This window comes from Flavobacterium galactosi (assembly GCF_048158585.1).
Taxonomy (GTDB): domain Bacteria; phylum Bacteroidota; class Bacteroidia; order Flavobacteriales; family Flavobacteriaceae; genus Flavobacterium; species Flavobacterium galactosi.
The window spans coordinates 60,953-81,311 of the sequence record NZ_JBLNKV010000010.1; the positions used below are offsets into that span (position 1 = coordinate 60,953).

General features: G+C 33.0%; 20 protein-coding genes and 1 pseudogene. 7 read left to right on the top strand and 14 right to left on the bottom strand.

Features of this window, described 5'->3' with window-relative positions; all coding sequences use genetic code 11:
• Nucleotides 1-157: 157 nt before the first annotated feature.
• Genes ACM55M_RS16990 through ACM55M_RS17000 form a run of 3 tightly spaced genes read right to left on the bottom strand, consistent with a single transcriptional unit; the run spans nucleotide 158 to nucleotide 1,660 of the window.
• Nucleotides 158-1,111: a HipA domain-containing protein gene (locus ACM55M_RS16990; protein ID WP_416858865.1), complete on the bottom strand. Its 954-nt coding sequence runs from the start codon at nucleotides 1,109-1,111 to the stop codon at nucleotides 158-160.
• Nucleotides 1,104-1,436 (bottom strand): HipA N-terminal domain-containing protein, encoded by a 333-nt coding sequence (locus ACM55M_RS16995; protein ID WP_416858866.1) that lies wholly within the window; start codon nucleotides 1,434-1,436, stop codon nucleotides 1,104-1,106. Before ACM55M_RS16995 ends, ACM55M_RS16990 begins: the two co-directional genes overlap by 8 nt.
• A 5-nt stretch (nucleotides 1,437-1,441) precedes the next feature.
• Complete coding sequence (locus ACM55M_RS17000; RefSeq protein WP_416858885.1) at nucleotides 1,442-1,660, bottom strand: type II toxin-antitoxin system Y4mF family antitoxin; 219 nt, start codon at nucleotides 1,658-1,660, stop codon at nucleotides 1,442-1,444.
• A 1,008-nt stretch (nucleotides 1,661-2,668) separates the two neighbouring features.
• Between ACM55M_RS17000 and ACM55M_RS17005 the strand changes: the two genes are divergently transcribed.
• The 4 genes from ACM55M_RS17005 to ACM55M_RS17020 all read left to right on the top strand — a co-directional run bounded on the left by ACM55M_RS17005 (nucleotide 2,669) and on the right by ACM55M_RS17020 (nucleotide 8,870).
• Nucleotides 2,669-3,898, top strand: coding sequence for a DUF4856 domain-containing protein (locus ACM55M_RS17005; protein WP_416858867.1), 1,230 nt, complete (start codon nucleotides 2,669-2,671; stop codon nucleotides 3,896-3,898).
• 70 nt (nucleotides 3,899-3,968) lie between these two features.
• Complete coding sequence (locus tag ACM55M_RS17010; RefSeq protein WP_416858868.1) at nucleotides 3,969-5,084, top strand: imelysin family protein; 1,116 nt, start codon at nucleotides 3,969-3,971, stop codon at nucleotides 5,082-5,084.
• Between the two features lie 2 nt (nucleotides 5,085-5,086).
• Entirely contained in the window at nucleotides 5,087-6,454 is a 1,368-nt protein-coding gene (locus tag ACM55M_RS17015) for an HTTM domain-containing protein (protein ID WP_416858869.1), read from the top strand.
• A complete protein-coding gene (locus ACM55M_RS17020) occupies nucleotides 6,435-8,870 on the top strand; it encodes a TonB-dependent receptor domain-containing protein (protein WP_416858886.1) in 2,436 nt (811 codons plus the stop codon). Before ACM55M_RS17015 ends, ACM55M_RS17020 begins: the two co-directional genes overlap by 20 nt.
• A gap of 98 nt (nucleotides 8,871-8,968) precedes the next feature.
• Here the strand turns inward: ACM55M_RS17020 and ACM55M_RS17025 are convergent, their stop codons facing one another.
• The 7 genes and pseudogenes from ACM55M_RS17025 to ACM55M_RS17055 form a co-directional block, all read right to left on the bottom strand.
• On the bottom strand, nucleotides 8,969-9,823 hold the full coding sequence (locus ACM55M_RS17025) for a universal stress protein (RefSeq protein WP_416858870.1): 855 nt from the start codon (nucleotides 9,821-9,823) through the stop codon (nucleotides 8,969-8,971).
• A 56-nt stretch (nucleotides 9,824-9,879) separates the two neighbouring features.
• Complete coding sequence (locus ACM55M_RS17030) at nucleotides 9,880-10,797, bottom strand: TerC family protein (RefSeq protein ID WP_416858871.1); 918 nt, start codon at nucleotides 10,795-10,797, stop codon at nucleotides 9,880-9,882.
• A 468-nt stretch (nucleotides 10,798-11,265) separates the two neighbouring features.
• A pseudogene (locus tag ACM55M_RS17035) lies at nucleotides 11,266-11,373 on the bottom strand (cation-transporting P-type ATPase); the annotation flags it as partial.
• Between the two features lie 113 nt (nucleotides 11,374-11,486).
• A complete protein-coding gene (locus ACM55M_RS17040) occupies nucleotides 11,487-11,921 on the bottom strand; it encodes a phosphate-starvation-inducible PsiE family protein (RefSeq protein WP_416858872.1) in 435 nt (144 codons plus the stop codon).
• 540 nt (nucleotides 11,922-12,461) lie between these two features.
• Nucleotides 12,462-12,602: a hypothetical protein gene (locus tag ACM55M_RS17045; RefSeq protein WP_416858873.1), complete on the bottom strand. Its 141-nt coding sequence runs from the start codon at nucleotides 12,600-12,602 to the stop codon at nucleotides 12,462-12,464.
• Between the two features lie 80 nt (nucleotides 12,603-12,682).
• Nucleotides 12,683-13,327: a carbonic anhydrase family protein gene (locus ACM55M_RS17050; RefSeq protein WP_416858874.1), complete on the bottom strand. Its 645-nt coding sequence runs from the start codon at nucleotides 13,325-13,327 to the stop codon at nucleotides 12,683-12,685.
• Nucleotides 13,328-13,363: 36 nt separating this feature from the next.
• A complete protein-coding gene (locus ACM55M_RS17055; RefSeq protein ID WP_416858875.1) occupies nucleotides 13,364-14,917 on the bottom strand; it encodes a SulP family inorganic anion transporter in 1,554 nt (517 codons plus the stop codon).
• A 191-nt stretch (nucleotides 14,918-15,108) separates the two neighbouring features.
• Here ACM55M_RS17055 and ACM55M_RS17060 point away from each other — a divergent pair, with 191 nt between their 5' ends.
• The gene (locus tag ACM55M_RS17060; RefSeq protein ID WP_416858876.1) at nucleotides 15,109-15,762 is read left to right on the top strand and encodes a TetR/AcrR family transcriptional regulator; all 654 of its coding nucleotides are present in this window, start codon (nucleotides 15,109-15,111) and stop codon (nucleotides 15,760-15,762) included.
• A 412-nt stretch (nucleotides 15,763-16,174) separates the two neighbouring features.
• Here the strand turns inward: ACM55M_RS17060 and ACM55M_RS17065 are convergent, their stop codons facing one another.
• The 4 genes from ACM55M_RS17065 to ACM55M_RS17080 all read right to left on the bottom strand — a co-directional run bounded on the left by ACM55M_RS17065 (nucleotide 16,175) and on the right by ACM55M_RS17080 (nucleotide 18,863).
• Entirely contained in the window at nucleotides 16,175-16,492 is a 318-nt protein-coding gene (locus ACM55M_RS17065) for a hypothetical protein (RefSeq protein WP_416858877.1), read from the bottom strand.
• 470 nt (nucleotides 16,493-16,962) lie between these two features.
• Complete coding sequence (locus tag ACM55M_RS17070; RefSeq protein ID WP_416858878.1) at nucleotides 16,963-17,910, bottom strand: DUF5777 family beta-barrel protein; 948 nt, start codon at nucleotides 17,908-17,910, stop codon at nucleotides 16,963-16,965.
• A gap of 5 nt (nucleotides 17,911-17,915) precedes the next feature.
• A complete protein-coding gene (locus tag ACM55M_RS17075) occupies nucleotides 17,916-18,470 on the bottom strand; it encodes a YceI family protein (RefSeq protein ID WP_416858879.1) in 555 nt (184 codons plus the stop codon).
• Nucleotides 18,471-18,497: 27 nt separating this feature from the next.
• A complete protein-coding gene (locus ACM55M_RS17080; RefSeq protein ID WP_416858880.1) occupies nucleotides 18,498-18,863 on the bottom strand; it encodes a c-type cytochrome in 366 nt (121 codons plus the stop codon).
• A 396-nt stretch (nucleotides 18,864-19,259) separates the two neighbouring features.
• On the opposite strand from ACM55M_RS17080, the gene ACM55M_RS17085 reads away from it, so the two are divergent.
• Nucleotides 19,260-19,427, top strand: a complete 168-nt coding sequence (locus ACM55M_RS17085; RefSeq protein WP_416858881.1) for a hypothetical protein — start codon at nucleotides 19,260-19,262, stop codon at nucleotides 19,425-19,427.
• A 289-nt stretch (nucleotides 19,428-19,716) separates the two neighbouring features.
• The gene (locus ACM55M_RS17090; RefSeq protein WP_416858882.1) at nucleotides 19,717-20,265 is read left to right on the top strand and encodes a phage integrase SAM-like domain-containing protein; all 549 of its coding nucleotides are present in this window, start codon (nucleotides 19,717-19,719) and stop codon (nucleotides 20,263-20,265) included.
• Nucleotides 20,266-20,359 lie beyond the last annotated feature (94 nt).

The following is a 20,359-nucleotide window of genomic DNA, read 5'->3' on the forward strand; positions in this document are numbered from 1 at the left end:
TTTATAAGATTAATATTTTGAAGTCTTTTTTGCAATTGGGAATGATCATTTTATGGAGATGAGAAAGAGGCTCTGAAACCTTATATATTAAACCCAGTAAATAAGGGCTTTTACACGCTTCTCTAAGAACAGGTTACCTGTTTGATTTATGTACGTTTTATTGGTATAGTATTGTATATCTTTCTTCCAAAAGTATTTTATATTTTTCTTTGTATTCTTCTGATAAGAACGAATTATCAATCCAGTGGATAGCAACGGTTTTGTTTTTGAGGAAACGTTTCCTAATACCTTCAATTTGTTTGTCGTTTAGTTCTAATATTTTGCCTAATCGTTCGAAATTTTCCCATTTGATCTTTTTCTTTTTCCCTTCCAAAGTCAAAGCCAATTCTTCGGTGTCGTCTGGATTGACTATAGCTACGTTTAGGAGGTCATAAGCCGGAGCTAATATCCATTTGTTTTTTGTGTTTATCATAGAGAAGTTTTTCAGATGCATATCGTTGTTACCAGTTAAAAAGCTAAAAATCGCTAATTCTAGAAAATACACTTTGTCGAGTAAAGTATTATCGGAATACTCGTTTAGAGCTTTACCTATTTTTTCCATTGAGCTTTTATATTTATCAAAAGCCTCAGTAATCTGGAACATGTCGAGCATATGGATTTTCTCGGCTGTATCTTTTCTGTCTATGCGTTTGGTAATATAAGAAAGCTCTCCTGATTGCAATCGAATCAAACTTGACTTTACGACATTTATCCCAAAGGCTTCAGCAATACGCATCGTTGTATGTTCGTTTTCCGGCATTTCCGGAAAGTGGTCGGAGGGTGGTTTGAAAATGTAATTTCCTCCTAAAGCACCTACGACGGTAAGACGTCCTTTGTTTCCGTCCTGAATAGTATCATTTACTAAAGATAAGGAAAGTTTAGGCTGTACTCCTGGAACGGCCACACTCCTTTCTATTACATTTTTTGCCAATTCTACCATCTGTTTCAGTGAATGTTCAAATAATGGCTGCTGTTTGGTTCCGAAGAAATCCAGACTGCACTGTTCGTGAAAATCGCCGGCTGTATTCTCATCCAATACTTTGTAACAATATAAACACTTTTTATTATTCATTTTCCTGTGGTATTGGTTCGACACTTACTGCCCCGATACAATTCTGGCAACACGCCAAAAGCAAGCCCATACGGTCATTTTGATTTATTTTCCAATTTTTGGAAGCAATATCTAATAACCATCCTTCGGGAATCAATCCTTCGAAAAAAGGAAATAGACGTTTATCAGTGTAGGGTTTTGGACTTACTGGCATAGTAAACGTGAGAAACTGCTTTGGGTACTCTTTGATGTATTTTTCTTCGTATTGAAAAACATATTCACCTTCATCAGTTTCCGTGAGTATTCCCGCCAATAGGTCTTTATAGTATATAGCTGCTTTTCTCATCCTTATTATTTATTGGTTTTGGCTAATTCTCTAGCATTTACCGGAGCCAGAGTATGTCCAAACATTTTGAGTACTTGATTAACCTTTTCCAGATTGAGATTTTCTTTTCCTTGTTCTATTTTTCGGATTACCGTAAGCGCTACTCCGGCACGTTCGGCAAAAGCCTCTTGTGTCAGGTTTACTTCTTTTCTTTTCTCTTTTACAAAATCTGCTAGTGTCATAATTATATGCTTATACAACGAATTTAAACAAATATACTAAATTATATGATTAGACATATAATTTAAACATATAAAAGTTATTTATATGTTTAAGCATATAGAATTTGGTACAGGCTATAAAAAAGAGTCTTGGGATTTTTTTAGATGGTAATGAGCAGATAAAAAATAGATGCTTGTAAGCTTTCAAATTCCAATGGCGTTAACCACCTCATATCCCACCTTAACATGATAAATTATATAATAGGTGATATTTATAGAAAATCTCCTGAAGCTTCATGAATGCTACACTAGCGGGGAATGGGTAGACTCACGAGATTTGATTGGTTCGATTCACCCTGAAAATTTCACGATTTTAAAAAATGAGTTTCGAACCACTAGAATCAATGAAGTTGTGGGTATTATGTATTTGATTAACAGTCGAATACTCTTAAATAAAAATGGGACAAGGAAGAGTTTTTCTTCTTTGTCCCGGAAAGTGACCCTGATGCGACAAATTTCGAACCATTTTTTAGATGTTTGAAGAAATTAGGAATGTTTTTTAATAAAATTTTACCGGTAGAATTTTACTTTTGTTAAATGAGATAAAGCTTAAATGAAATTTATTGTTTTTTATTTAAATACCTGAATCCAATTTACAAAATTTGCTTCGGTAGGAGTTGCGGTAAATGTATTAATTGCTGTTTCTAATAGTACAGTATCATTAAAAGCTTTCTTATAATTTACGAAGGCAATATTTGCGTAGTTCTCAACAACTTGTTTTTCTGTTACAGTAGAACTTTGGAATCATCATTATTACAAGAAATAATTAGAATTCCTGACAATAAAAGCAACGATGCATTTAGAAATATTTTTTTCATAGTGTTTTTATATAGAATAGATAAATTTAAAAAAAATATAAAGTTTGTTAAGTCACTATATTTTATTTAGAATAAATTTAAATAAAAATTTGTTTATTATCGTTTAGGTTTTATATTTGCATAAATTATTTTAATTCAATCTAAATTAATCGAAATGAACTTTAAAAAAACATCTCTTTCCGCATTATCAATTCTATCTTTGGCACTTGCTTCTTGTTCAAATGACGACACACCGGCTGAAGAAACTTTTAACTATACCGTTCCGGCAACTTACACATTCGAAAGAAACGCAGTGACTTCTGTAGATTATTCAGGACAATCGAGCCGTTTATTAATGCTTGATGAGATGGGAAAATATTTTAGTACAGCCGCAACAAACGGAACTGTAGCTGATGATGCGGTTTTGTCTGAAATGTATTTAAATACAAACAATCGTTTTACTGGTGCGGGTTTAAATACTTCAGGGAAACAATTAAAAGATAAAACGGCTGCTTCAAAAGATTATTTTTCATTATATCTTGGTGGTGGTTCAATAGCTGAACAAGTAAGTGTTCGTAATTTATTTGAAACCCAATTCGACAATGCTGATGCTGCCAGTCAAGGAGCAACTGCTTCAGCGGGTGTTGCAGGTGTTTATTTAGATGGAACAAGCAAACGCTTATTTGCAGCAAATGGATTAGAGCCTCAACAAGTTTTATTAAAAGGAATGATGGGCGCTTGTTTTATGGATCAAATAGCTAATAATTATTTAAGTTTAAATAAATTAGATGAAAGCACCAATAAAGCAGACAATACTGCTAAAATTTTAGTTGCAGGTAAATCCTACACAACAATGGAGCACACTTGGGATGAAGCTTATGGTTATATTTATGGAGCAGATAATTTAACTGTTACGCCAAACACTTTCAAATTCTGGAGCAGTTATATCAATCAAGTTAATGCCGATACTGACTTTAACACTCTTAAAGCCGATATTGATTTGGCTTTCCGTAAAGGTAGAGCAGCAATTGTTGCCAATGATTATAAAGTTCGTGATGCACAAATTGATATTATAAAAGCAAAATTAGCAATAATTCCTGCGGTTAGAGCAGTATTTTATTTGCAAGAAGGAAAAGGTAAATTAGCAACTGATAATGGTGCAAAAGCTTTTCACGCTTTGACTGAAGCTTATGGATTTATTATGTCACTGCGTTATACAAATAAACCAGGAACAAATAGTCCCTATTTTACAAAAGCAGAAGTAGATGCAATGTTAGCCTCTATGGTAAGCGGAACAAATGGTCTGTGGGCTATCGATACATTGGGAGCAAAACTAGATGTTATATCTCTACAAATTGCAACAAAATTTGGTTTTACAGTTGCTCAAGCTGCAACAGTAAATTAATTCAATAAAAAACAAGGCAAGAGAAATTAACTTCTCTTGCTTTTTGTACTTTTGTGAAAATTTTTAAGAAATGAAAAAGATACTATTAATTTTAAGTCTTATTATTATAGTTGTAGCTTGCTCATCAAATGAGGGAGAAAACAATAGTGACGGAAATAATTATGATAGAACGGCACTTTTAACAAATTGGGCAGATAATATCATTGTTCCAAGTTATGTAAATTATCAAGCAAAGGTTCAAACATTGATAACTAACACAAATACTTTTGTTGCAACTCCAACTGAAGTAAATCTTCAAACGGTTAGGACTTCTTGGTTGGAAGCTTACAAAGCCTATCAATATGTATCGATGTATAATTTGGGTAAAGCAGAGGAGATCAATTTTAATATGGCTTCCAATACTTATCCAACAAATACAATAGGTATAGAATCAAATATTTCCTCCGGAACTTACAATCTGGCATTGTTGTCTCAACTTGACAAACAAGGTTTTCCAGCATTGGATTATTTGATAAATGGTTTGAGCACAAATGACGCATCAATGGTTGGTTTTTATACTACAAATACAAATGCTACAAATTACAAGCAGTATCTAACAGCTGTTGTGAGTAAACTAAAAACAAATATTGACGCAGTTGTAACAGACTGGAATTCAGGATTTAGAAATAGCTACGTAGCCAATAACGGGACTTCGGTAAGTAGCTCAGTAAACAAAACAACAAATTTATTTGTAAAAAACTTTGAAAAAGACATTCGTACCGGTAAAATAGGAATTCCAGCAGGCGTTTTTTCAAGTGGTGTTAAATATCCGGAAAAAGTGGAAGGGTATTATAAAAATGATATTTCAAAAGAATTGTTGAATGCTTCAATAAAAGCAACTCAAGATTTTTTTAATGGAAAACATTTCAATAGTACAACAACTGGCGAAGGCTTAAAAACCTATTTAGATTTTTTAAATACGATTAGAAATGGTCAAAAATTAAGCGATATTATAAACAATCAATTTGCTACTATTTATACTGTAAACAATACGCTTAACAATAGTTTTTCACAGCAAGTAAATACTGATAATTCAAAAATGATTGCCGCTTATGATGCTTTACAGCAAAATATAATCTATACAAAACTAGATATGATGCAAGCATTAAACATCACTATTGATTATGTAGATGGAGATGGCGATTAATTATGAGTTTTAGCATAACAAAATATCTAAATAAATATTCAGAGGCATCAACGCTAGCTTTTTTTAGGCTAGCGTTTGGCTTTATGATGGTTTTAAGTCTCATACGATTTGTGAGTTATGGTTGGATTGAAAAATTTTATATCCAACCGCAATTTCACTTTACGTATTATGGTTTTGAGTGGGTAAAGCCTCTTGGGAATTATACGTATTTATTATTTTTTATTTCAGGGTTGGCTGCTTTACTTGTAGCCATTGGATACAAATATAAATTATCGATCATTACCTTTTTCCTGAGCTTTACCTACATAGAATTTATGGATAAAACCACTTACCTGAACCATTATTATTTTATTACGGTTGTGAGTTTTATAATGATTTTTCTGCCGGCAAACGCCTATTTTTCTGTTGATGCCTATAGAAATCCAAAAAATGCCTTTCAGAAGATCCCGAGTTGGACTATTGATATTTTAAAATTGTTGTTAGGAATTGTCTATTTTTATGCAGGCTTAGCAAAACTCAATTCCGACTGGCTTTTTAAAGCTATGCCACTTAAAATCTGGTTACCCAATAATTCCAATTTACCTGTCATTGGTTCTTTATTAAACGAGAATTGGGTGCATTATGCGTTCAGTTGGACAGGAATGATTTATGATTTAAGTATCCCTTTTTTATTATTATATAAACGAACCCGATTATTCGCTTTTGTTTTAGTGGTGGTATTTCATATTCTGACTAAAATACTATTCCCAATTGGTGTTTTCCCGTATATAATGATTGTAAGTTCATTACTCTTTTTTGATGCTAATTTTCATAAAAAGTGTTTGCAAGTTGTTTCAAGATTATTCAATTTCAGTATAACTGTTTTTGAGAACGGAAAAGAAAAAATTCAGAATTTCAATGGAATTTATAAAACTAAAATAGCATTTTTAACTTGTTTTATAGCTTTCCAATTATTGTTTCCTTTTCGATATTTATTATATCCGGACGAATTATTCTGGACCGAGGAAGGATTTAGATTTTCATGGCGCGTGATGCTTATGGAAAAAGCCGGTTATACACAATTTATTGTTACCGATGCGAAAACGAAAGAAAATATAATGATAAACAACAGTGATTTTTTAACCACTTTTCAGGAAAAGCAAATGTCGTTTCAACCGGATTTTATTTTAGAATACGCACATTTTTTACACGATTATTACCAAAAACAAGGTATTCATAACCCGGAAGTTAGAGTAGAAAGCTACGTCGCTCTCAATGGAAGATTAAGTCAAAAATATATCAATCCAACAATAAATTTAGCCAAAGAAAATGAAACATTCCATCACAAAACTTGGATATTACCTTTTAACGATGAAATTAAAGGATTTTAGTTGCATCCTATTTTTATTGTTTACAATAAATAGTTTTTCCCAATATAAAATTTCAGGAATAACTACAGCTGACAATGGTAGAATACTGGCTTCCGTTGAAGTATATAATAGATCTTCCGGGACTAAATACCTATCTAACGCTAAAGGAGAGTTTTCAATAGAATTAGACAAATCAGGTAATTATGAACTCGTTTTTTACAAAGAAAATTATGCCTTTTTAGAAAAAACAGTTTCAACATCTGAAGAAAGTATTGTTATTATTTTAGATAAAATCACCAACCTTTCGGAAGTATTTATTAATACACAAAAGGAAAAAATATTTGCACTCAATAAATTAAAGGATATTGATGAAACGGCCATTTATGCCGGAAAGAAAACTGAAGTGATCTCGTTAAACAAACTTACGGCAAACAAGGCAACCAATAATGCACGTCAAATATTTGCTCAAGTTGTAGGATTAACAATCAACGAAAGTTCAGATGGAGGTTTACAATTAAGCATTGGCAGTCGTGGATTGGATCCAAACCGAACATCCAATTTTAATACCCGACAAAACGGTTATGATATCAGTGCCGATGTTTTGGGTTATCCCGAAAGTTATTATGCAACACCTACCGAGGCTCTCGAAGAAATTCAAGTAATTCGCGGTGCAGCATCATTGCAATATGGAACCCAATTTGGCGGATTAGTTAATTTTAAATTAAAAACGCCAAGCAAAAAACCATTCGAATTTACAACAAGAAATACCATTGGATCTTATGGTTTGTTTTCCAATTTCACTTCATTAAGCGGTACAAAGGATAAATTCAGCTATTACACCTTTTATAATTACAAGCAAGGAAATGGTTTTAGATCCAATTCTGAATTCGAGAGTAAAAATTATTTTGGAAATTTAAATTATCAATTCAACGATAAAACTTCCTTGCATTTCGACTACACTTATTTTAATTATTTAGCCCAACAAGCCGGCGGATTGACCGATGTGATGTTTAACGATAACCCATCACAAAGCAACAGAACCCGGAATTGGTTTGCAGTTAACTGGAACTTATTTGCATTGCGCTTAAAACATAAATTTAATGCTAATGCCGATTTTTCACTGCAATTATTTGGGCTAGATGCTAGTCGCAAAGCTGTTGGATATCGTTCCAATAGAGTTTCTAATCCTGATGTATTAGGAACGGAAAGAGATTTAATAGTAGGGAAATTTGTCAATTGGGGTGCTGAAGCACGATTTTTAAAACGGTACAAAATAAAAAACAACATCAGTGCTTTTTTAATTGGAGCCAAGTATTACCAATCTGAAAATTCCGGAATTCAAGGTCCGGGAAGTTCTGGTAGTGATGCCAATTTTGATGTTGCTGATGCAGAATTCCCTTTTTATCAAAATCAATCCAATTATACATATCCGAACTTGAATGTATCTGTTTTTGGAGAGAATATATTTAAAATAACGCCTAATTTCTCTGTTACTCCCGGTTTTAGATTTGAAAAAATAAAAACACAAGCCGAAGGTTCTTATCGGAAAATAAATCTGGATTTAGCAGGAAATGTGATTTTAGACGAAACTAAGTTTGAGAATAATATAAAAGACCGAAACTTTGTTTTATTAGGAGTTGGATTAAGCTATAAACCACGAAACAGAATTGAATTTTATGGAAATGTTTCACAAAACTATCGCTCTGTAACTTTTAATGATATTCGAACCGTAAGTCCAAGTCAGGTGATTGATGAAAATATTACAGATGAAAAAGGCTATACTTCGGATATTGGAATTCGCGGGCAAATAGGCGACAAAGTAACTTTTGACGCAAGTGTTTACGGATTGTATTATGATGATAAAATTGGTGAATATGAAACTAGAAATCCCAATGGTTCAGCAGCAATAGTAAGATTCCGAGATAATATTGGAACAGCAGTGACGTATGGTTTTGAAACGATGTTCGATTGGAGTTTAAATAAAACATTTTTCAAACAAAACGACAACTTTTCTTGGAATGTATTCTCCAATATCGCTATTACCAATTCGGAATATCTAAAATCGGACGCACCAAATATTGAAGGGAACAAAGTGGAATTTGTACCGCTTTACAACATAAAAACAGGAACAGGAATTGGGTATAAAAACTTTATTTCAAGTGTACAATTCACCTATGTATCTTCTCAATTTACGGAAGCAAACAACAGTAAAACAGATGCAAATGACAATACATATGGTATTTTTGGTCAAATCCCAGCCTATTATGTAGCAGATTTTTCAACTTCCTACAAATGGAAAAACTGGAAACTGGAAGCTGGAATTACTAATTTCACAAACAATAGTTATTTTACAAGGAGAGCTACTGGTTATCCAGGTCCAGGAATAATACCTTCTGATACCAGAACTTTTTATACAACTTTAGAATTTGTGTTTTAGAGTAATAAAAGTTTACTGATCTTCTCCTAAAGTTGTTGGTAAGTATTAAAATCAGTCAATTAGTGGAAGTTGCCCATGAGTATTTTTACCATTTTTTTTTATCTCTCCATTTCTTGGCCTTCTATTTTATTAAAAACGAGCAACGGTACTTTGGCATTAAAGGAATAATTGGCTGAGTTACTGGAGAAAAATATTTTGTCGAAAAAACTTCTGTTTTGTTGCGTGAACATAATCATCATGGAGGGTTTTGACTGCTTAATTACCGCTTCTATGTTTGAAATTAAACTCTTGGCCAGATTGATATTTTCGATATGCAGTTTAATATTATGCTTTGAATTTTTTTTTACCAATTCATCTATGGTGTTTTTATTTGTTGTTATTTCGGTGGGGTAATTGAAATGGAGTATTTCAACTTTTGCCTTTAATGGCTTTGTGAATTCAATTACTTTTTTCAGTTCATTTTCAAGATTTACAAAGTCGGAGGCGTAAATGACGCTCTTTATCTCACTTCGACGATAATTATGGGGTACGGCTATAACAGGGACTATTGAATGGGAGATTAGACTGGAAGTGTTTGTACCGAATATTTTTTTTAGTTTTCCTGAGCCTCTGGTGCTGATGCAGATAAAACTGAATTTATTTTCCTGAGCATATTCCCTGACATTGCTGTCTGCAAAAACAGCACTTTTTATTACACACTTTTTATTTTCGGAAACAACATCAATGTCCCTATAAACCGATTCTACAAATTGGTTCAGTTTTTTTTGAATTTTATCCGCTTCTATTTTTTCATAATCAACGAAGATGGCATCACTCCTTGATGTAAGATTTGCAATGTAATAGGAATGAAAAAAAGTTAACTCAAATTTATGTTGGGATGCCAATTGAATGGCAAAACGCAACCCTGCTTTTGAGTTAGAAGAAAAATCGGTGGTAACAAGAATTTTATCCATAATCTTTTATGTTGATTGTTATTATGCCAAAAAACCATTTATATAACTGATTAAACCTATTGTAATCTCTTGTTGGACATCAATGATGCTCCTATGCTCACAAATAAAACAACGACAATTACCAACAATGCAATTTGTATTGGCAATTTGTAGAAATCAACTAGCAACATCTTTAGCCCGACAAATATTAATATCAAAGCAAGTCCCTTCGACAAATACCGAAATTTGTCCATCATTCCCGCCAGTGCAAAATACAAAGAGCGCAGGCCAAGTATTGCAAACACATTTGAAGTATAAACAATAAAATGGTCTTGTGTGATTGCCAGTATCGCAGGAATGCTATCTGCCGCAAAAATCAAATCGGTGGTTTCAATTAACACCAATACTAAAAACAAAGGCGTTGCAAACCGTTTTCCATCTTGTTTTACAAAAAATTTACCACCATGCAGTTCATTAGTAACAGGCATTACTCTTCTGAATAATTTTATAAGTGGATTTTTCTCTGGCTCAATTATTATCTCCTTTTGCGTAAGCATCTTATATCCTGTATAAATCAGTATCGCTCCGAAAACATAAATCGTCCAATGGAATTTTTCGAGTAACGCCACTCCCGCAAAAATAAAAGCAGCCCTCATTATTAACGCTCCGATAATTCCCCAAAACAAAATTTTATGCTGATGAATCGCCGGAGTTTTGAAATAAGAAAAAATTAAAACGAATACAAAAATATTGTCTACGCTCAATGCCTTTTCAATTATGTAGCCCGTAAAAAATTCCAACGCTTTTATCTCGCCTTGCCAATAATAAATAAGGCCATTGAAGCACATGGCAAGTGTTACCCAAACCCCTGTCCAAATCATGGCTTCTTTAATGCTTATTTCATGCGCTTTACGATTAAACACACCTAAATCCAATGCAAGCATCAACAATACAAATACATTAAAGCCAATCCAAAAACTCAAATCCGTTTGCATATTCGCATCTTGTTTAATTATCCATCACGCTTATTTCATCAAATTCATTTGGTTAATTTTTACAGTTTACCAAAATGTTTGTCTATTGAATCTTACTAAAACACTTTTCTATTTCGATGGTCTGATAGTCTGCGTCTACAAGTCGTTCGGGGTTTACTTGTACAAACTGTATGGAACGAAAACACTTCTTAAAGGTACTAAACTTTATGGCAAATGCCAATCAAAATGTTATACCGCAAAAAAAGCACTTGCAGCTTACATGAATCCTTTACAGTTTGTGATGCCTATGCAATTGATTTTATAGTCATCCCTATTCTTGTTTGTTTTTTCATATACGGTTCGCATTGTTTTTCTATAATACGCTGCAAGTTTGACACAAATGTTGTGGCATAAAAATCTTGCTTAATACTCCAAACGGCATGACCACTAAATTATTCTTGTTGATGTTGTTGTTCTTGTTGTTGTTCTTTACCTGTAAATGATATTAGGCCCTTCTTCTTGCAAGTGCTTCCCGACTTCTGTTGTACTAAGACCTTCAGAGGAAGCTTTGAGACCCTCTAATACATTATTGTATGAAACTGAATGCCATTCTTTATTGGACTATGCTACTCATTAAATCTTCAATTATCGTTGCTTTAATTATCTAAAAAAATTAAAATTATTCAGAAATAGGTGCTACTTAAATTTGTTTAGGGTTTGTTTTGTGGTGTCTTACAATATTTTAATAAAAAATAAGTAAGACCGAGTGCAGCAATTAATAAAGCTAAACTTATAATAATATTACTATTTGTTTGCTGTATATCTAGTGTGATTATTTTAGTTGAAATAGCAATAATTGAGATTTCTATAATTGGAACAGTAGGAATTATATTGGATGAAATAATTAATAGCAATGCTTTTATAAGTTCATATCCAACCGCAATAATCAATATCAAATTAAATACTTCGAATAAGGTGGAAACATCAATCAATAAATAAGGAGGGGCAGTAATTTTTTTAAATTCTAAATAGATAAGATGTAATGTACCCAGTATTAAACTTAAAGTCATTATGCCAATTAAAACACGAATTACATTTTTATTAATACCTATAATTATTCTTAAAAATTTATCTTCGCTCTTCATGACATTTTTTTTTACGGATTAAAGTTCGAGATTAATTGTTTCAATTTTTAATCTTTGGCTAGACAAATCGGCAAAAAGCCCTCCAAAAATTGATCTTAAGTTTTAGATATTTTATGTTTGTCCTCTGTGTCAATTTTATCAGGTTGTCTTTTACGCTATTAAAGTCCTGTTATTACAAGTAAATTTAGTTATAAAAATGTGGACCTTTACCAATATAATTGGTTTTTTGTTTTTCATCCCTGTTCGCAACAAACTTTGTTGCAGTTTTTTCAGTCCTTCTACTCTTCGCCATTGGTATTCGGTATGCAGTGCAATTTTTGGACTTATTTTAAATGTGCCGGTGTAGGCAAGCCAGCCAATACTATTTATTATCCGTAATTCTTTGTTCCTGCGAATACGAATTACCTCCTATTGCAGTAAGCATCAAAAAGAACATTAATTGTTTTAAGAACATCATAGGCGGTTAAATATAAAAACGTGTAGCCGAATTATAACTACACGTTTTGTAAATACTATTTTTTATTTTTTTTGTGGCGCGTTCTAATCTATCGTTAATGGATTTTCTAGCGCATCCTCTTTTCTGGCAATTTCTCCCGAAAAAGTTCCCAATGTATCAGTGTCAAATTTATCGGATACAATGCAACTTACTCCTAATTCGTTTTCAAGAATTGGTGCAATCACGTTTTCTTTTTATGCTTAGTTGCTTTAAAAAGTTTTCTACCTTGAAACATATTAATTATTCGTTAAAACTTATTTCAATCTTATCTATTTACAATCATGGTATCATCATAGAAAGTTACTATACCAGTTGTAATATCATGTGTTCCTCCTACAATTCCGATCTCACCTTTTTCTATCATTTCTTTTAGAATTGGGCTGCGCTCCATCATGGCATGCACCGTTCTTTTTACATTTATGGTAGCCACTTTTTCTACGAACTCCCCATTACTTGAACTGCGATTTTCGGTTTCGGTTTTTTCATCGTAAACTGCGGGTTGAATTTTACTTAACAGAGCGGTTAAGTTCCCCATTTCCACATGATCACATGCGCCTTTTATGGCACCACATTTTGTATGCCCCAAAACTACAATTATTTTCGATCCAGCCACTTTACAAGCGAACTCCATGCTGCCTAAAATATCTTCGTTAATAATATTGCCTGCAATACGAACACTAAAAACGTCTCCCAAACCTTGGTCAAAAATCAACTCCGCCGAAGTTCGAGAGTCTATGCAACTCAAAATAACGGCAAAAGGGTGTTGCCCATCCGATGTTTCATTAGCCTGCTGCAAAAGGTTACGGTTTATTTTAAGATTATTCACAAATCTTTTATTACCTTCTTTTAATATATCAATCGCCATTGTAGGGGTAATGGCATCTTGCATTTCTTTGTTTAATGTTTTCATTGTTCTCTGTTTTTTATTTTTTTAAAAGTTTCTGTTTTAAGCCGGTTCGATACAGTTTATTTTTTCAACCGTTATGTTCTTGGTCTTGGCATTAATCTGATAGTCTTTTATGAATTCTACCACATCATAATCAATGGATTTGGAATTAGAACAGTCAATAATCACTTTTGAATTTGCAGGAATGCTATCCAGCGCTTGTATGACACTTGGTTTATTGAAAAATGAAACCTCTTCGGCCAAAACAATATGATGCACTTCATGTCCCTCTTCGGTAGTCGTGACATCTTTCAATTGGTACGAATTTCGGTAGCTGTGGCGCAAAGCATAAAAGCCGCCCAATAGCATCCCTACGGTAATCCCTTTTAGCAGATCGGTTGCCAAAATAGTGGCAACTGTGGCGGTAAAAGGAATAAACTGTTCCCATCCTAATTTATACATCTCTTTAAAAAGAGCCGGTTTGGCCAATTTATAACCCACCATTAATAAAATAGCCGCCAAACTTGCCAATGGTATCATATTCAATACACTTGCAATAGTAATGGCGCTCAACAGCAGAAAGAAACCGTGAAGGATAGCGGACATTTTTGTTTTTCCGCCAAAAGATATATTTGCCGAACTTCGAACAATTACTTGCGTAATAGGTAACCCACCAATTAAACCAGAAATTATATTTCCTAAACCTTGTGCTTTTAGCTCTCTATTGGCTGGCGTAATTCTTTTATCGGGGTCTAATTTATCGGTTGCCTCAACACTTAATAAAGTTTCTAAACTACCCACAATAGCGATTATAATAGCGACTTTATACACTTCTGGATTAGATAACGCGGTAAAATCAGGTAAAGTAAACTGCCCGAAAAATTCTGAAACGGAATGCGGCACCGGTAATCGTACCACTTGGTCGGCAGCTAAACTAAAATTCAGTATCCCGTTTTGGTAAAAATAATTCATCACAATACCCAATGCCACCACCACGATTGGCCCTTGTATTAATTGGAATATTTTATGTTTTTTTGTCAATACCTTATCCCACAATATCAGTATAGCCAAAGATATTACTCCAATAAGCACCGCCCCTGGCGTTATAAATTCAAATGCTTTAAAAATCTCAGAAAACGTATTTTGTCCATCCGACTGCAAAAAAGCATCATCCCCAACAGCGTCTTTGTCCCAGCCTAATGCGTGGGGTATTTGTTTTAATATAATCAAAAGACCAATACCGGTAAGCATCCCCTTAATCACAGAAGACGGAAAAAAGTAAGCAACAAAGCCCGCTTTGGCATATCCCAAAATGAGCTGGATAATTCCAGCCAAAACAACGGCCGTTAAAAATGCTGTCCATGAACCCCCAAGCGAAGCAATAGAAGTTAGAACAATAACTGCCAATCCGGCAGCAGGCCCACTGACACCCAAAGGTGAGCCACTGGAAACACCCACCACAATACCACCGACAATACCCGCGATAATACCTGCAAACAATGGCGCACCCGATGCCAATGCGATACCAAGGCATAAAGGAACGGCTACGAAAAACACAACAATACTTGCTGGCAAGTCATTTTTTAGTTCCTTAAACATATTTTTTAGTTCCATAATCAGTTTTTAGTTTAATATGCCAAAGATAGAAATAATATTATTAATGATAGTAATACTATCATTAATAGTTGTAAAATAAATTTTAGCTATATTTGCCAGGCAAAGAGGAAGGATCTTCTTTTTTGTCATTTATTATACAAAGACTAATTAATACAAGGATTTAAATGGAGTTACAGTTGCAAATAAAAATGAATGAGGCGTTATTTCTCCGCAATCCTGAACAAACGGAGTTGGGAAAAAAGATTCTTATGCACAGCATTCAATTGATTTACAAAAGTGGTTTTGAAACCTTTACCTTTAAAAAATTGGCAAAAGATATTGGTACAACCGAAGCGAGCATTTACCGATACTTTGAAAACAAACACCGCTTGCTGTTATATCTTGTAGCCTGGTATTGGAGTTGGCTTGAATACCAGATAAGCTTTCACACTAATAATATTAATGATCCTATAATTAGATTAAAATTGGTGATCAAATTATTAGCCACGACAGTAAAAGATGATGAAAAAACAAGTTATGTTAACGAAAGTTTGTTGCATCAAATTGTTATTTCAGAAGGCTCAAAGGCATATTTAACAAAGCATGTCAGCGAGGACAATAGACACCATTTTTTCAAACCCTACAAAGACCTTTGTGCTGTTATTGGAAATCTAATTTTAGAATGTAATCCGAAATACAAATACCCGAAATCATTAGCTACTACAATTATTGAAATGGCTCATTTTCAGAATTTTTTCATGAACAACTTGCCTTCACTTACCGATTTTGGAAAAAATAAGGACGAGGCAAAAATCATTTCTTTTCTTGATGATTTGGTGTTTTTTAGTATAAATAAAATTTAGTTGTCGATGAGATGTCTGTCATTTGGATGGGATTCACAATAGAATTGAAAACAATTGTTCGTTTGCTATTTGGAATATTTTAAATGACTACAAAACTTATCTCGTCGGAATTGGAATCGTTTTTAGTTCCGTTTAGAAATACAGAAACACTGTCAAGTGCTTCTTTTGTTGTACGATTTCGTTTGGAATGTATTCTCCAATATTGCTATTAAAAATTCAGAATATTTAAAATCGGACGCTCCAAATATTGAAAGGAACAAAGTGGAATTTGTAACTCTTTATAATATAAAAACAGGAACAGGAATTGGGTATGAAAACTTTATTTCGAGTGTACAATTTACCTACGCTTGAGTTTGTTTTTTTAACATATTAAAAGCCTATCTTTTTTAAGACAGAAACCTTTCAATTGTATTTATTGTTTTACTGCTATCTCTTCTTTAACAAACAACGCAACTGCAATTCCAAAAACAATATGACCTATTATACTTCCCGCCATAATTAACAACAAATTACCTTCCATCGGAGGCGTTCCTTCTATTATGGCTCCCAGTATAGCCAGTATAATTTGGGCAAAGATAAATATGGCTATTCCAAAGAGTATACCTCTAAAAATAGAGTTGCTAATTTTCTTAACTAAGTTAATAAAGAAGAAAGCGTAAGTCATTGCGAAAATTATTCCTATCATGAAATGCATGAACCAACCTATTATGATTGGAACACCCAGCATCATAGAGAGCATATAGGCGGGCTCATTTTAGGTATTCCCACCATCGGAGCAGCCCACATCACTATTGACATTACGGCTGTGCCTATAACACCGCCAATTAAGGATTGGATGATTTTAGTATTCATTTTCTTTTTTGTTTATGATTGTGTCAACATTTGACCAGCAGCTGAATAAGCTTCTACATATTTTTTGCAAGCCGCAACGAATTTTTACTATATAAAGTTACAAAAAAATTAAAAGTATTACATGATTTTAAAGTAGCGTTAAATTATTCATTATATTAATATGGTTTGTTTGTGAAACACCTTATTCTTAAAGAAGACACGTAATTGCTTGTTTGGAGGTAAGTTTACCAAATATTCTCAAATCAGGCTAAAAGCATGGTGGAGACCATAGATTTCTAAGTATATGCTGAATTCAGGAATTTAAAAAAGGCTGTCTCAAAACAAAAAATAGACAGTCTCCCTTTTGTTTTACCTGTTTTTCTTTTTAAATGAAAAAGGTCTGGAAATACTAAATCCCCATCGGAATTGACCTTTCCTCCAAGAAGTTGTGCTATAAGGAATAAATTGATTTTCTAACAGCGCCGTATTATTCATAAATGTCAATTGAAAAACATGGCCTCCTGTTTCAATTTCAAGACCAGCTGCCAAAGGGTTATAAAAAGGCAGTCCGTTTTTTTCAAAATAAGCTTTGCGATTTTCGCTATCGAAAGTATAAAAATAATCGGCTATTAGTGCCATTCTTTTGGTTAATTTAGCTCTTGCTCCAATTCCGACAGCAAAAACATCATTACTGTCTCCATACCCCACACGGTTATAGTGGGTGTAGGTTGGTAGTAATGCTAATGAAAAATTGCTACTAAATTTCCTAACTATAATCGTTTGGGCCACAAAAGACCAACGATCATAAAACGTATCAAAATGATCCGGAACTTTAGGATTAATATTAGAGCTCATTGTGGAAACAACAGCGTTACAAAAGAAAGTAATTCCCAAAGGGATACGGTCTTTTTCGGTTTGTTCGAGAAGCTTATATTTACAATTTGCTTCAAGCAACTGACGAATAGCGGTTGCTCCTTTTGTTCTGGAGATTCCAATAGCTAGACGGTCTGATAGTCCATAATCCAAAGCAATTTTAATATCGGCGGCATTGTCAGTTCCATAGAAGGTTTTAAATCCACCGTAATGACCTCCGGCATCGCCAAATCTATGGGAAATTATAAAATCAAGTTCTCCTTTATGAACTAGTTCATTGGATCTGGCATTAATAATTTTGGAGGATTTAAAAGTGGCATAAACCGGAATCGTGTCTTTTTCGCTTGTCGTTTCCGAGGATAAGTAGTTCTCCATATTGTCTTGAGCTGTAACACTAAATACAGGTAACATCACAACCAAAACGATTCTAAATATTTGATTCATTTTCATTATACTTTTTTGTAAGGCTTATAATTTGCTGTGATTTTTATCTCTAATTGTTCTGCAATTTTTGCAAAGACGACCGTTGGAACCTCCACTCCATGATCGGCCAGTTTAATTTTAAAATCGGAAGTTAAAACTAAACCGTTTTCATTACTGGAAAGTGTTCCTGCTATTTTATATTCTTTCTTTTTTCCATGTATGTTTAATACACCAACGATGGTTACTTTATGATTTCCATTTTTTGAAAAATCAACATCTTCTAAAATTTTACCATTAAAATCAGATACCGGAAATTTGTCACTTTCCATATAGTTTTCATTGAAATGCTCTTGCATTAATTTTTCCCTAAACTGGAAAGTGGTATTTTGAATTTTAAAATATACTTGTTTGGTTTTGTTACTTAAAACGGTAGCTACTTTATAGCTGGTTCCGTCGATGTCTTGTATGGGGGTTTTAGAGTAGAAACTCACTTTTGCGTTTGAAGTTGTAAAAATGTCTTGTGAAAACATTGAAGTAAAGGACAATGCTGCTAGTGCAACAAAAAATAATTTTAGTTTCATTGTATAAATATTTAAATAAGTAATTGATTAATTTTCAGGCATTCCTTTTGCAATCCATGCAGCGATTAAATCGCGATCGCGTTGGGAAAAAGGAAATTTTGGTGGTGGAGGCATGGTTCCATTGATAATTGTGGTTGCTATTGGATTAGCATATCTAACAGTATTTTCATAATTATGGGAGTTTAACCACCATGTTTCGGCAGAGCCGTCAACACCATGACAGGTGGCGCAGTTTTTTGTTAAAAGTGGTTTAACATAATTTTGATAGGTTACATTTTCTGAAGTAATTTCAGGAGAAGCAAATACTATTCTATCATTAATATAATCACCCTCTTTTGAGCAAGAAAACAAAAACAAAAGAAATAAAAAGTGTACAGGATAATTTTTATTCATTTTTATGTTACAGTAAATTTATTTTAGACAAAACTAAATATTTTTTTAGATAAATAACATGACTATGCCGAAAAAATCAGATAATTTGAGCTTTTTTAATATTTTATGCTTTTTTAAACTCGAAAATGGATAACCTTCAACTATCCTAATTTTCATATTTTCTCACAATATTACTTGTGTCAATACAGAAAAATTACCATTATTCAATGTAATAACATGCTTGCAACATAACAAGTGGCGCGTTTTTTTTATTAAAAGAGGTTTAACATAATTTTGATAGGTTACATTCTCTTGGGTATTCCAGTCCAAAGTGCGCTATTCTTGTGTGATGTTTTTTACCTGTATTTTGTGGTAACTAAATCACAGGATATGAGCAATAAAACAATAGGGTCAATTATGATACGAGAAATGATTAGAATGAAAGAAATGGGATTTTCACTGCGTAAAATCTCTGGGAGTATTGGTAAATCAAGAACTGCAATTTCAAAATACCTCGCTCTAATTGAAGCTTGCGATTTAAGCTTCAAAGAGCTTTTAGAGCTTACAAGTGAGGATAATTATTAATCGATCAAAAATATCGGAAATTTTTTCGAACCAAAAAAAGCCCGCAAAATCAATGCTTTTCAGGCTTTTTTAATATTTTATTGTGACCTTGACTGAACTACAAACATTGCAATTATTTAAAATCAATTACATTTTTATTATTGCAAATATATTAATAAACATAATACTTACAGTGATTTACTGAAAATAGATTTGTTTAATAGATTGTTTTAAAATGTAAGTAATTGTATTTAATCGTACGGTTATCGTACAAAATGATTATTTTTGTATTATTCAAAATATCAATAGTATGGCAACAGTTAATTTTTTATACCGTTCAACAAAAAACAAAGCAAATTTGCAAATAAGATTACTGTATCGTTTCAATGATAATGATTTTGTCTTTGGATCAAATACGAAATTTGAAACTACAAAAGACTACTGGAGCAAACATAAAAAAAAGTCAAGGGATATACTTTTGAACAATGAACAGACTAGAGTTAATACAGAACTCAATAAAATTGAAAACCACGTTTTAAATGCGTTCAATTATGTTAATCCTGATGAAATAAATAAAGAATGGTTACAAACTCAAATCGATAACTATTATAACCCACCACAGGAAGTCGAACCTTTACCAAAAGGACTTTTAAAATACTTTGATTATTTTATTGATTGCAAAAAAAATGAGATTACAAACGGAACATTAAAAAAGTATAATGTTTCTAAACATTTATTGCAACGGTACGAACTGGAAAAAAAAACAGCAATTCAGATAATTGATGTAAATGACAAATTCAGATTAGATTTTGAAAAATATTGTTTAAAGCATAATTACTGGAAAAACCGGTCAAATTGACCACCACTTTCCAGTGTAAATTGACCACCAGTTCCGGAGCAAACTGACCACCATTTTCCAATTCAAATTGACCACCTAATTTCGGGGTAAATTG

Coding starts and splice junctions, on each gene's coding strand:
- ACM55M_RS16990 (WP_416858865.1), bottom strand. CDS start 1,111: ATGAATAATAAAAAGTGTTTATATTGTTACAAAGTATTGGATGAGAAT.
- ACM55M_RS16995 (WP_416858866.1), bottom strand. CDS start 1,436: ATGAGAAAAGCAGCTATATACTATAAAGACCTATTGGCGGGAATACTC.
- ACM55M_RS17005 (WP_416858867.1), top strand. CDS start 2,669: ATGAACTTTAAAAAAACATCTCTTTCCGCATTATCAATTCTATCTTTG.
- ACM55M_RS17010 (WP_416858868.1), top strand. CDS start 3,969: ATGAAAAAGATACTATTAATTTTAAGTCTTATTATTATAGTTGTAGCT.
- ACM55M_RS17015 (WP_416858869.1), top strand. CDS start 5,087: ATGAGTTTTAGCATAACAAAATATCTAAATAAATATTCAGAGGCATCA.
- ACM55M_RS17020 (WP_416858886.1), top strand. CDS start 6,435: ATGAAATTAAAGGATTTTAGTTGCATCCTATTTTTATTGTTTACAATA.
- ACM55M_RS17025 (WP_416858870.1), bottom strand. CDS start 9,823: ATGGATAAAATTCTTGTTACCACCGATTTTTCTTCTAACTCAAAAGCA.
- ACM55M_RS17030 (WP_416858871.1), bottom strand. CDS start 10,797: ATGCAAACGGATTTGAGTTTTTGGATTGGCTTTAATGTATTTGTATTG.
- ACM55M_RS17040 (WP_416858872.1), bottom strand. CDS start 11,921: ATGAAGAGCGAAGATAAATTTTTAAGAATAATTATAGGTATTAATAAA.
- ACM55M_RS17050 (WP_416858874.1), bottom strand. CDS start 13,327: ATGAAAACATTAAACAAAGAAATGCAAGATGCCATTACCCCTACAATG.
- ACM55M_RS17055 (WP_416858875.1), bottom strand. CDS start 14,917: ATGGAACTAAAAAATATGTTTAAGGAACTAAAAAATGACTTGCCAGCA.
- ACM55M_RS17060 (WP_416858876.1), top strand. CDS start 15,109: ATGAATGAGGCGTTATTTCTCCGCAATCCTGAACAAACGGAGTTGGGA.
- ACM55M_RS17065 (WP_416858877.1), bottom strand. CDS start 16,492: ATGATGCTGGGTGTTCCAATCATAATAGGTTGGTTCATGCATTTCATG.
- ACM55M_RS17070 (WP_416858878.1), bottom strand. CDS start 17,910: ATGAATCAAATATTTAGAATCGTTTTGGTTGTGATGTTACCTGTATTT.
- ACM55M_RS17075 (WP_416858879.1), bottom strand. CDS start 18,470: ATGAAACTAAAATTATTTTTTGTTGCACTAGCAGCATTGTCCTTTACT.
- ACM55M_RS17080 (WP_416858880.1), bottom strand. CDS start 18,863: ATGAATAAAAATTATCCTGTACACTTTTTATTTCTTTTGTTTTTGTTT.
- ACM55M_RS17085 (WP_416858881.1), top strand. CDS start 19,260: ATGATACGAGAAATGATTAGAATGAAAGAAATGGGATTTTCACTGCGT.
- ACM55M_RS17090 (WP_416858882.1), top strand. CDS start 19,717: ATGGCAACAGTTAATTTTTTATACCGTTCAACAAAAAACAAAGCAAAT.